At 53.4% G+C, this 12,203-nt stretch carries 9 protein-coding genes; 6 read left to right on the plus strand and 3 right to left on the minus strand.

All coding sequences use genetic code 11. The features are described from left to right. Window positions 1-286 precede the first annotated feature (286 nt). The 6 genes from M3194_RS16550 to M3194_RS16575 all read left to right on the plus strand — a co-directional run bounded on the left by M3194_RS16550 (window position 287) and on the right by M3194_RS16575 (window position 9,936). Complete coding sequence (locus M3194_RS16550) at window positions 287-1,129, plus strand: sensor histidine kinase (RefSeq protein WP_251655175.1); 843 nt, start codon at window positions 287-289, stop codon at window positions 1,127-1,129. 62 nt (window positions 1,130-1,191) lie between these two features. After that, the gene (locus M3194_RS16555; protein WP_397334348.1) at window positions 1,192-1,833 is read left to right on the plus strand and encodes a response regulator; all 642 of its coding nucleotides are present in this window, start codon (window positions 1,192-1,194) and stop codon (window positions 1,831-1,833) included. 185 nt (window positions 1,834-2,018) lie between these two features. Next, window positions 2,019-2,267, plus strand: coding sequence for a hypothetical protein (locus M3194_RS16560; RefSeq protein ID WP_251655178.1), 249 nt, complete (start codon window positions 2,019-2,021; stop codon window positions 2,265-2,267). 18 nt (window positions 2,268-2,285) lie between these two features. Further along, window positions 2,286-3,317: a phenylalanine--tRNA ligase subunit alpha gene (gene pheS, locus M3194_RS16565; protein ID WP_251655179.1), complete on the plus strand. Its 1,032-nt coding sequence runs from the start codon at window positions 2,286-2,288 to the stop codon at window positions 3,315-3,317. A gap of 18 nt (window positions 3,318-3,335) precedes the next feature. Next, window positions 3,336-5,783 (plus strand): phenylalanine--tRNA ligase subunit beta, encoded by a 2,448-nt coding sequence (pheT, locus tag M3194_RS16570; RefSeq protein ID WP_251655180.1) that lies wholly within the window; start codon window positions 3,336-3,338, stop codon window positions 5,781-5,783. A gap of 259 nt (window positions 5,784-6,042) precedes the next feature. After that, complete coding sequence (locus tag M3194_RS16575) at window positions 6,043-9,936, plus strand: hypothetical protein (protein WP_251655182.1); 3,894 nt, start codon at window positions 6,043-6,045, stop codon at window positions 9,934-9,936. A gap of 159 nt (window positions 9,937-10,095) precedes the next feature. On the opposite strand, the gene M3194_RS16580 is transcribed toward M3194_RS16575, so the two are convergent. The 3 genes from M3194_RS16580 to M3194_RS16590 form a co-directional block, all read right to left on the minus strand. Beyond that, window positions 10,096-10,776, minus strand: coding sequence for an SDR family NAD(P)-dependent oxidoreductase (locus M3194_RS16580; RefSeq protein ID WP_251655183.1), 681 nt, complete (start codon window positions 10,774-10,776; stop codon window positions 10,096-10,098). Between the two features lie 524 nt (window positions 10,777-11,300). Continuing rightward, the gene (locus M3194_RS16585) at window positions 11,301-11,669 is read right to left on the minus strand and encodes a cupredoxin domain-containing protein (RefSeq protein WP_251655184.1); all 369 of its coding nucleotides are present in this window, start codon (window positions 11,667-11,669) and stop codon (window positions 11,301-11,303) included. A gap of 155 nt (window positions 11,670-11,824) precedes the next feature. After that, window positions 11,825-12,193, minus strand: a complete 369-nt coding sequence (locus tag M3194_RS16590) for a phage holin family protein (RefSeq protein WP_251655185.1) — start codon at window positions 12,191-12,193, stop codon at window positions 11,825-11,827. Window positions 12,194-12,203 lie beyond the last annotated feature (10 nt).

Consider the following 12,203-nt stretch of genomic DNA (forward strand, 5'->3'; position numbering starts at 1 on the left):
GAATTGTTCTTTGTGAAAGGGTCTAGTACACTTGGAGAAGCAGCCTTTTCCATTACCCGGGAAATGTTATCCACATTAATCATTTATTACGTTTAATTGGCCCGTTTACGGCCATCAAATCCGCAATTCATTTTAGGAGACGCTTACGAAGTATGAATCGCTTTAATCGGCCAGTTTTACGGCCATCAAATCCGCAATTCATTTTAGGAGACGCTTACGAAGTAAGAATCATCACAAATGGCCCAAATATGGCCGCTTGTGTGATCATTCTTTTTAGGAGGGCATCATGTCCTACAAATCGCTGAAATTTTTAATTTTATGGATACCTACTATCGTGGTTGGCTTATGGGAGTACGTCCGGCATGTCTTCCTGCTGCCGTACATTTCCATGGAGCTTGGCAACTTCCTGGCCCCGGTTCTTGTCTTTCTCTTCACCCTGACTTTATTGCGCGGGCTGTTCGCCAAGCTGGAGCAGACACAGGAGGCGCTGCAGAGGGAGCGGATGTCCAAAGCGTCCTTCCAGCAGCGGGAGCAGCTTGCCCGCGAGCTTCACGACGGCATCTCTCAATCGCTCTTCCTGTTGTCGGTTAAGCTGGACCGTCTGGAGCATATGGAGCTTAATGATGAAGCGAAGGAGACTACGGTCCAAATTCGCAAGACGGTAAAGCATGTCTATGAGGATGTGCGGCACTCGATTGCGAATTTGCAGTCGCCTTCCGTTGCAGCGGATGATTCCTGGCTGAACGCCATCCATAGCGCGGCCTATGACCTGCTGCAGAACAGCGGAGTTCGCGTTCAGCTGGACTGGCGGCTGCCGGAAGGAATATTAACGAACAAAGAGCTGGTGGAGCTGCAGGCGATTATCCGGGAAGCGATGATGAATGTACGCAAGTACGCGCAAGCGACGGAGGTTCAGGTCATAAGCCGCCAGCAGGGGGATGAACAGTTTTATTGCGAAGTGAGAGATAACGGAATCGGCGCCTTGCAAAGCGAGCTTGATTCCAAAGACCGGTACGGCGTCCGGATGATGCGGGACCGGGCGGAGCAGATGGGCTGGACGTTTGAGATTCGTAGCACGGAAGGCAAAGGGACAATGGTTCTTATTCGATCTGGAGGTGACAGGCAGTGAATGAAGCGGGAGCGCAGATTCGAGTTTTTCTGGTGGACGATCATCCGCACGGAAGAGAAGGCATGCGGGAGATTATCGGCACTGGCCCGGAATTTACGGTAGTAGGCGAAGCGGCGAGCGGGGAAGAAGCAATTGCCCGGATTGACGATGTCTTGCCCGATTTGGTTCTGATGGATATTAATATGCCCGGCATGGGCGGGCTTGAGGCAACGCAGCAATTGAAGTTTCTCTACCCGTCTCTTAAGATTGTGATGGTGACGGTCTCCGACGACATTACCCATCTGTTCGAAGCGATCAAGAGAGGCGCGCAAGGCTATTTGTTCAAAAACCTGTCGCCTTCGGCCTGGCGGGAATACCTCCGTGCAGTGGTGGATGACGAAGCGCCGATGTCGAAGGAAATTGCCTTCAAGCTTCTGCAGGAATTCTCATCTGCTGCCTCGTCGAGCGGGGCAAGCGCCGCAAAATCAGGCGGCCAGCCCGCCGTCAGTGATCCATCCGTCATGACTACGCCGCTTACTTCCCGCGAGAAGGATATTCTGGAGCGGGTGGTGACGGGAGAATCCAATAAGGAGATAGCAACCGCCTTTGGATTATCCGAGCATACCGTCAAAAACCATCTCAAAAACATTTTGCAGAAGCTGCATCTCGACAACCGCGTTCAGCTTACCCGTTATGCCTACGAGCAGGGGCTCTTGAAAAAATAAGTTTGTACGGCAGTGAATGGTTGCAAGGAAATGCGGAAATGCATATAATATAGATTATTGTGTCCAAGTGTAAACGGTTATGCTATTCTAAGGAGCAGCATGCGTTTCGCGGGTGAAATTTTTAATAATCATCAAAGCTTTGATGGAGATAAGTAAGCAGAGCTTCCGTACAGGGAGAAGGCGCCATGGATTGCGAGCGTCTTTACGGGATTAGGCTGCCGAAGTTCACTCCGGAGCAGACGCCTGAACCGCTGAAGCAGCTATGCCGAGGCAAAGTAGGGAAGGTCCGGTTCCCGCCGTTAACGGGGCTAGAGGGATTGTCTTTGCGCCTGCGTTCGAAGCAGGAGGAATCGGCAATCCGAATTAGGGTGGTAACACGGTCTTTCGTCCCTTACGGGGAGGGAGGCCTTTTTTTGTTGATTGAAATTCAATGATGGAGGCGAGATTTTACGATGAAAGAACGTTTGGAAGCATTGCGCGCAGAAGCGCTGCAAGAGCTGCAGTCGGTCGATAATCCGCAGCAGCTGAATGATTTGCGAGTAAAGTATTTAGGAAAAAAAGGGGCGCTGACCGAGATTTTGCGCGGCATGGGCGGCTTAAGCGCTGAAGAGCGTCCGATTATCGGCCAAGTGGGCAACGATGTTCGCGCGGCTATTGAAACGGTTATCGACGAGAAGCAAAATGCTTTCCTTGCCGCGGAGACAGAGAACCGTCTTCGCGCCGAAACCATTGACGTGACGCTGCCAGGCAAAGCTTTGCCTACGGGCGCTGTGCATCCGCTGAACAAAGTAGCGCAGGAAATCGAAGACGTATTCGTAGGCCTTGGTTATTCCATTGCTGAAGGTCCGGAAGTGGAAACAGACTACTTCAACTTCGAAGCTCTTAACCTGCCGAAGAACCACCCGGCCCGCGATATGCAGGATTCGTTCTATATTACCGAGGATATTCTGATGCGCACGCATACGTCTCCGGTTCAAGTTCGGACGATGCAGCAAATGAACGGCAAGCCGATCAAAGTTATCTGCCCGGGCAAAGTATACCGCCGCGACGATGACGATGCGACGCATTCGTTCCAGTTCAATCAGATTGAAGGACTTGTAGTTGGTCCTAACATCCGCATGAGCGACCTCAAAGGCACATTGCTTCAATTTGTGCAGCAAATGTACGGGGAGCAGGCGCAAATTCGCCTTCGCCCAAGCTTCTTCCCGTTCACGGAGCCAAGCGCGGAGGTTGACGTAACCTGCGTACAATGCGGCGGCCATGGCTGCCGGATGTGCAAACAAACGGGCTGGCTCGAAATTCTCGGCTGCGGCATGGTGCATCCGCGCGTTCTCGAGATGGGCGGTTACGATCCGGCAGAAGTGAGCGGTTTTGCATTCGGTATGGGTGTGGAACGTATCGCGCTTCTGAAATACGGCATCGACGATATCCGTCATTTCTACACGAACGATCAGCGGTTCTTAAGCCAATTCGCGAGAATGTAAGGGGAGGGGAAACAAGCAATGAAAGTATCTTACCAATGGTTGAATAAATATATTGATCTGACCGGCTTCACAGCCGAAGAGCTAGCGGAAAAAATGACGCGCGGCGGTATTGAAATCGACGGCGTGGAATCTCTGAATAAAGGCGTAACCGGCGTTGTTGTCGGCTATGTCAAATCCCGGGAGAAGCATCCGGACGCCGACAAGCTGAGCGTCTGCAAGATTGATGTGGGTACGGGAGAAGAGCTTCAAATCGTATGCGGAGCCAAAAACGTCGATGCCGGTCAAAAAGTGCCGGTAGCGACGATTGGCGCTAAGCTGCCTGGGGATTTCGCAATCAAACGCGCGAAGCTGCGCGGCGTGGAATCGCAGGGCATGATCTGCTCGGCGAAGGAGCTTGGCATTAACGACAAGCTGCTGCCGAAAGAGCAGCAGGAAGGGATCCTTGTGCTGCCGGAATCGACGCCGGTTGGCACGCCAATCGGCGATGTTCTCGGCATCAATGACGAAGTGCTCGAGCTGGATCTGACGCCTAACCGTTCGGACTGCCTCAGCATGCTGGGCGTAGCTTATGAGATTGGTGCCTTAACGGGCCGCGAAGTACGCCTGCCCGAGCCTGCTGTTAACCATGCGGCCGATCGTGCAGACAGCCATATCGCGGTATCGATCAGCGCCAAGGAGCAATGCTCGCATTATAGCGCGCGTTACATTAAAAGCGTTAAGGTAGGCCCGTCCCCGCAATGGCTGCAAAACCGCCTGATCGCTGCGGGTATCCGTCCGATCAGCAATGTGGTTGACGTGACAAACTTTGTTATGCTCGAGTACGGCCAGCCGCTTCATGCCTTTGACGCCGATTCCATTACAACGGGCCGCATTGATGTCCGTTTGGCTAATCCGGGCGAGAAGCTTGTCACGCTGGATGACCAGGAGCGTACGCTCGAGCCTCATATGCTTGTCATTACGGACGGCGAGAAGCCTGTAGCCTTGGCGGGCGTAATGGGCGGAGCGAACTCGGAAGTATCCGAGAAGACCGTTAACATTCTGCTTGAGTCGGCGAAGTTCGACGGCGGCACCGTTCGCAAAACATCCCGCCAGCTTGGACTCCGTTCGGAATCGAGCATCCGCTTCGAGAAGGAAGTGGATCCTGCCCGCGTCATTCCTGCCTTGAACCGCGCTGCGGCTTTAATTGCAGAGCTTACCGACGGTCTGGTTGCAGAAGGCATCGTTGAGGTTGTTGCTGCGGAAGCGAAGCCTGCTGTCATTGACGTAACGCTGGGCAAAATCAACGGTTATCTGGGCACGGAGCTGTCGCGTCTTGAAGTTCAAACGATTTTCGACCGCCTGCACTTTGCATACCGTTTGTCCGATGCGAATGATTTGTTCTCCGTAACGGTACCTACCAGACGCGGCGATATTACGCGCGATGTTGACTTAATTGAAGAAGTAGCCCGTTTGTTTGGCTATGACAATATTCCTACTACTCCAATTCACGGCGATGTGACCCCTGGCGCGCTGACTAAGCCGCAGAACATCCGCCGCGATCTTCGCAGAAGATTGACCGATGCGGGTCTGCATGAAGTGATCAGCTACTCGTTCACGGGTCCATCCCGTACAGAGCTGTTCCCTGATCTGTCCGGCAAGAATCTGAAGCCGGTGAAGCTCGCAATGCCGATGAGCGAGGACCGCAGCGTTCTTCGTACAACCTTGATCGCGCAGCTGATCGAGACAGCTACGTATAACCGCAACCGTAAGAACGAATCGTCTGCTATTTTCGAGATCGGCAGCGTATTCCATACCGAGGAAGAACAGCTTACGCGTCTTCCGCAGGAGAAGCATCGTCTGGCTGTTCTGCTGACAGGCAACCGCGTGGATGCTCAATGGAACCGCAAATCGGCTCCGGTTGATTTTTACGATGCAAAAGGCGTTCTGGAGACTGTCGTTGACGTGCTTGGTTTGACATCGAAAGTGCGTTACGAATCGGCTCGGCCTGCTAACTTCCATCCGGGCAGAACGGCAGCCGTTATCGTGGATACGGCTCATGGTCCGGAAACGATCGGCTATGTCGGCCAATTGCATCCAACGCTGCAGCATGAGAGCGATCTTGCCGATACGTACGTGGTCGAGGTTGAACTGGGCCTATTGTATGAGCTTGCCGATCCAGGCATTGAGTACAAGGCGCTTCCTCGTTACCCGGCTATGCAGCGCGATATCGCCGTTGTGCTTGACCAGGCTGTTCCGGCAGCGAAGCTGACGGCAACCGCTTGGGCGGTTGCGGGTGAACTGCTCGAATCTGTCAAAGTGTTCGACGTGTTCACCGGAGAGAAGCTGGGCGCGGGTAAAAAGAGCGTTGCTTTGTCGCTCGTTTACCGTCATGAAGGCCGCACGCTGACCGATGAAGAAGTGACGGAACTGCACGGCAAAGTCGTTGCGGAACTTGAACAATCTTTTGCGGCAGAATTAAGAAAGTAGGCAGGAAACCTTTTAAGTCGCATCGAAATAGTTCCTTGTGAACTTTCGATGCGGCTTTTTTGTGCTTTTTGCCCTTAAAAACGGCTTGAAAGATGAGTTTTTTCACATATTTGAAACTTTCGCAATCGATTTTTGTTACATAGATGAAGGCAGATTGTTCGATTTGCTTAGCAATTCATAAAAACATAAGAAAGTATAAGATTCCGATGTGCTTTTCTTATTTTGATCCGGGACATATTTTAATAGGAGGTTACCCAGAATGGATACTGATCAAACCGTTGTTACCGTTGATATATACGGTCATCAATATAAGCTAAAGGGCCACAACAATGCTGATTATATTAAAAGGGTAGCCGGCACGATAGACGATGCAATGAAGAAGCTTGCGATCGGCTCGCCTCGTCTTGATATGCCAAAGCTGGCTGTGCTTGCTGCCGTGCAAATGACGGAGGAAGTGTTCCGTCTGCGCCGTGAAAATGATAATTTGCATGACGTGGAGGCAAAGCGTCTTGTGCTGGTTGATTTGCTGGAACAGGCAAGCAGGCTGGAAATCTCGCTTCGCGAGGAGCTGGCCGCTGTTCAGCAGAAGTCGAAAGTCGAGCTTGAAGAGCTTCGCAGCGAATATGAGACGGAGCTTGCTGCGGTCCAGGCTGCCGCAGCCGAAGAGCTTGCCGCAAAGCTGGAGGAAGCGGCGGAGCTTCTTGCATTAGCCCAAGCGGAGGCGACGGAAGAGATCGAGCGCGTTCAGGCGCTGGCCGCAGAGCAGCTTGAGCAGGAGCTCGAAGCAGCCTATGCGAAAGCGGAAGCTGATCTGGAGCGCGAGCGCGCGAAGGCAAAGGAAGCGTTGGCGCAGCAGCAGGCGCAGGCGGAGCAGGAGCTTGACCGCGAGCGCAGAAGAGCCGTGGAAGCGGCTGAAGAACTGGCGCTGGCGCAAGCGCTGGCGGCGGAGGAGCTCGAAAGCGAGCGCGCGAGAGCCGCGGAAGTGCTGGCGGAGCAGCTGGAGCGTGAGCGAGCGAGAGCCGCGGAAGCGTTGGCGCAGCAGCAGGCGGCAGCGGCGCAGGAGCTGGAGCTGGAACGCGCAAGAGCGGCGGAAGCCGCGGACGAGCTGGCGCTGGCGCAAGCGCTGGCGGCGGAGGAGCTCGAAAGCGAGCGTGCGAAAGCGGCGGAAGTGCTGGCGGAGCAGCTGGAGCGAGAGCGTGCGAGAGCCGCGGAAGCGTTGGCGCAGCAGCAGGCGGCAGCGGCACGGGAGCTTGCGCAAGAGCGTCTGCGAGCTGAGGAAGCTGCCGGCGAGCTCGAACTCGAGCGTGAGAGAGCAGCGGAAGCATTGGCGGTATTACAAGCGGCAGCGGCGCAAGAGCTTGAGCAAGAGCGCCGGCGTGCAGTAGAAGCGGCTGAAGAGCTGGCGTTAGCCCAAGCATTGGCCGCTGAGGAACTCGAAAATGAGCGTGCGAAAGCCGCTGAGGTATTGGCAGCGCAACTGGAACGCGAGCGAGCGAGAGCAGCGGAAGCGTTAGCGCGGCAACAAGATGCGGCCGTGCAGGAGCTTGAGCAAGAGCGCGTAAGAGCGGCAGAAGCATTGACTCAGCAGCAGGCGGCAGCGGCACAGGAGCTTGAGCAGGAGCGTCGTCGGGCAGTAGAAGCGGCTGAAGAACTGGCGCTGGCGCAAGCGCTGGCATTGGAGGAGCTCGAACGCGAGCGTGCGGAAGCTGCGGAGATGTTAGCGGAGCAACTGGAGCTTGTGCGGGCGAGAGCCGCGGAAGCCCTTGCTCAGCAGGAGGCGGCAGCGGCGCAGGAACTGGAGCGAGAACGTGCGAAGGCTGCGTCAGCGGCAGAGGAGCTGGTGCTGGCCCAAGCATTGGCCGCGGAGGAATTGGAACGCGAACGTACGAAGGCCGCGGAAGTGCTGGCCGAGCAAGTGGAGCGCGAGCGTGCTAGAGCTTCGCAAGTACTTGCGGAGCAGCAAGCTTCGGCAGACCAAGCGCTTGGAATCGAACGTGCCAGATTGCAAGAAGCGGCTGAAGAATTAGCTTTGGCGCAAGCTTTGGCAGAGGAGGAACTGGAGCGCGAGCGTGCAAGAGCCGCTGAGGCGTTAGCGGAGCAGCTATCGAAAGCAGCACAAGAACTGACTATGGCAAAAGCGCTGGCCGCTGAAGAGCTTGAGCATGAACGTGCGAAAGCTGCTGAGCTGGCAGAAGAGCTGGAGCGCGAGCGCGCAAGAGCGGCGGAAGCCGCAGAAGAGCTGGCATTAGCGCAGCTGTTGGCCGCGGAAGAAATCGAGCGTGAACGTGCGAAAGCGGCGGAAGTCCTAGCCGAGCAGATGGAGCGCGAGCGTGCAAGAGCCGAGCAGCGCCTTGCGGAGCAGCAAGCTCAGGCGGCACAGGAGCTTGAAAACGTGCAACTGAAAGCAGCGGAAGCCGCAGACGAGCTTACGCTTGCTCAGGTGATCGCAGCCGAGGAGCTTGAGCAAGAGCGCGCGAAAGCGCTGGAGCTGCTGCAGTCTAAGGAGCAGCAGTGGCAGGAACAGCTAGCTTCGCTTGAACAATCGTTAAAGGCTGATCTGGAGCGCCGCCGCAACGGCTGGATCGAGGAGCGTACAAGGCTGCTCACGAAAGTGTCGGAGCTGGAGCAGGCATGGAATAAAGATAAGGAATTGCATGAATTGCGTCTTCAGGCTGCTGATGAGCATCTGATGCAGGCAATGGAGCAGGAAGAGGCGCTTCGTGCTACCATTCAGGTTATGGAGCAGAGAGCACAGGAGCTTGACCAGCTGAACTCGGATATCAAAGAACAGCTGGAGGAAGTGTCCGGACATTTTGCGAAATCGCTTGAGTCGATCGGGCAATTGGAACAGCAAGCTGCCAAGCAGCAAGAGCTGCAAACCGCTGTGGAAGTATTGGCTGCGGAACAAACCGGGAAGCTCCAGCAATTGCAGGCGCAATACGACCTTCTTCAAGATGAAATGGAGAAGCAGCATCGCGGGTTCGAAGCGGAGCGTTCAGCCATTGAGCAGCTTCATGCGGATCGATATAATGAAGCGGAGCGCCGTCTGGAAGAGCAGGCTCGTCAATTGAAAGAAGCCTCCGCTATTTTTGAAGAGAAAGAGCTTGAACTGGAGCTTCAATATGAAGAAGACAAGCATAAGCTGGAGCGCAAATATCAAGAGCAGCAGGAACAGCTTGAATTGCGCAGCGCTGAGCAGCAGTTTGAACTCAAAGAACGTTATGAGAAGCAGTTTGCCGAGCTTAAGCAGCAGCTGGAAGAGAACCAGTTGACGCAGCAGGAGCTGGAAAGCCAGCTGCAGGCACAGCATTCAGCAATGGAAGCACAGCATGAGCAGAAGATCGCCGAGCTGGAGCAGCGTCATCAAGAGCAGCTTCGTTCCCTTGAGAAGCAGTTTACGGAGCAAAACGAATTACTGGAGCTTCAATATATGGAGCAAGTGGACCAATTGGAACGCCGGGAGCGGGAGCTGAAAGCCGAGTGGGATGAACGGGAGCAGGAGCATACCCGTAAATTCGATCAGCAAAAACAGCAATACGAGCATCGCTACGAAGAACGACTTTCCAAGGCGGATGAGCGTTACTCCGAGCTTATGGCGAAGCAGGAAGAGCAGCAGCATAATCTGCGTGCTCGGATCGGAGAGCTGCAAGCAGCGATAGAAGAAGCAGAGCTCCGCGGACTTGAAAAGGAAGAACAGCTCGAACTCTCCTCGAAACGCGAAAACGAGCTTATGGAGCAGCTTGAGTACACAGCAGCCCGGGAACGGATTACGGTACAGCAGATCGAGGCGGCTTCCCAACAAATCCAGAGCCTAAGCGAGCAGCTTCAAGCCGAGCAGCGGCTGGTGCGGCAAGCCAAGCAGGATGCGGAACGTTTAACGGAATCCGAGCGTGCCCGCGAAGCGGAAGAAAAGTCCCTTCTCGAACAGCTGGAAGCGGCACGTAAAGAAGCGGCTGCAGCCGCTGAGCTTCGTGTATTGCTGGACGAGCAGGCGCAATCGCTGTCCGTTGAGCATCGGGATGCATCCGGTGAAACGGAAGCGCTTCGTGAAGAATTCCGTGCTCTCTCCGTGAAGCATGAGAAGCTCGAGATTGAGTACCGTAAGCTTCAAACCGAGTACAATGAATGGATTGAACTCATTGAACATAGTTAACCAAGCGTTGAGAAGAGCCATCAGCTTACGGGCAGATGGCTCTTTTGTTTGGCCGCCGACCGATTCGATCAGCCAATTAAGATGTAAAAACCGTGCTACAGAGGTTGGACGGTGCGCACCAAAAAAGCCCGTTCCAATTGGAACGGGCTTTCTCACGGTTTAACCATAGCTTACTATAGTCCCCGTAGGACCGCCTACCGGCAGGCTGGCCAGGCGGATGAGATCCGGGGTTACGACGGCCGGATCTTTGCCTGTAGCGTGCATTTCGGTACGCAAGGTACCGGGATTATAGAGATTGACGAGAATGCCATGCTCGTGCTCTTCATCGGCGAGAGTACGGGTCAATGATTCCAGGCCGGCTTTCGCTGCGCTGTATGCGGCGTAACCGCCAGCTCCATTCCAGGATAAGCCGGAAGTTATATTGATAATGCGGCCGTATTTGCTTTTGCGCATAGCGGGAAGCACGGCTTTTGTCAGAAGGAATGGTCCTGTCAGGTTCGTCGCCACTTGCACATGCCAGTCTTCAGAGGTTAACTCCAGCACAGAGCCAGCCTCAAATACGGCAGCATTATTTAGTAGTACATGAATGGAACCCCATTGGTCGATAACCTGCTGGACAGCGGCTTGTATTTGTTCTTCCTGTGTAATATCGGTAGGGATGATAAGCGCCTCTCGGCCCGTGGTCTGCTTGATTAGCGCGGCAGTTTCCTGCAGCTTGCTCTCACGGCGGCCTAACAAAGCAACTTCGGCTCCCTCTTTTGCGAATGACAGGGAAGTTGCCCTGCCGAGTCCAGAGCCTGCGCCGCTCACGACGGCAATCCGCCCGTTTAATAAGCTCATATGATCACCCTCCTTAAATGAATAATCCAATAATAGCCATATAAGAGCTATTGATGATTATTCATACCTCGTAAGCATCAGCTAATGAATAATCCAATAATAGCCATATAAGAGCTATAGATGATTATTCATACCTCGTAAGCATCAGCTAATGAATAAACGAAATCCTAAAAATAGCCAAGCATGAGCTATAGATGATTATTCATACCTCGTAAGCATCAGCTAATGAATAACCCAATGCTAGCCATGCATGACCTGTGGATGATTATTCATACCTCGTAAGCATCCGCTAATGAATAATCCCAATCCCCAAATAGTCATGTATAAGCATTGGTTAAGATGGATTTATGAATCATCTTATCAGACCGGAAGGTGATAGGGGAAGTGTTGCAACCATCAGTCTTTCTTACCCTTTTGTAAAGGAATCATTATAATTCATATGTGGCTTGGAGCCATGCCATGTCGTGAAAACAAAAAAGACCTCTTCGCAAAGAGGTCTTCATTCCTTCATAACCTAACATTCCTTAAGCTTCTTCAACAATAAGCTTCGCCGTCATCTTCGAGTGTCCCTGACCGCAAGGGATGTTGCAGCTAATTTCGTATTCCCCGGCATCGAGGGTAACGGTTTTTATTTTATTTTGAGCCAGCTTAAGATTGGATTTCTCGATTTCGACGCCGTGCACGCCATCAATAAGCTCGAGCTTTATCGACTGGCCTTTCTTAATATGATATTCTGGTTGATCGAATTCCCAGCTGCTTGCTTTAATAACAACGTCTGCAACCGTCGAGCTTGCCGCGTTTGATCCGTCATTATTGCCATTGCTGTTTGAACCGCAAGCGGCAGCAACGAACACAAGGCAAAGCACGGATGCAAAAATGAGCCACTTCTTCATTACCAATACCCCTTTCGTAGCGATAAAGCTAGAAAATTGAATTCTTTTCCTATTGTAGCTTATCCCCATCCGTTTTGCAGTGACAGCCACGTGACAAATAAAAAAAGCCCCTGCCTATCGTCTCCGATAGGACAAGGGCGGGAGGGGGAAGGCTGCTAGTCGCGATTGCGGTAATCGCTTCTGCCAGCTTCGTACGGGGTTGCGACCGGTATGAACAGGTCGATGATCCCGATAACAAGAGCTGCTAAGATGGCGCCAAGCCATGTTACAGACACTCCGCCTACGATAAACTGCGCAATCCAGATGACAGCTGCGCTGGCGATGAAACCAACTATACCGCGTCCGAACGGGGTAACTTTTTTGCCGAAAATGCCTTCAATGATCCAGCCAAGCGCCGCGATAACCAGAGCCAGCAGGAGTGCACTCCAGAATCCGCCGACACTGAACTGCGGAACGATCCAGCCGACAACCATCAAGACGATGGCCGCAACGATAAAACGGACTACATGACCAAGAAAACTCATATCGTTAGCC

This window comes from Paenibacillus glycanilyticus, from assembly GCF_023715145.1.
Classification (GTDB): domain Bacteria; phylum Bacillota; class Bacilli; order Paenibacillales; family Paenibacillaceae; genus Pristimantibacillus; species Pristimantibacillus glycanilyticus_A.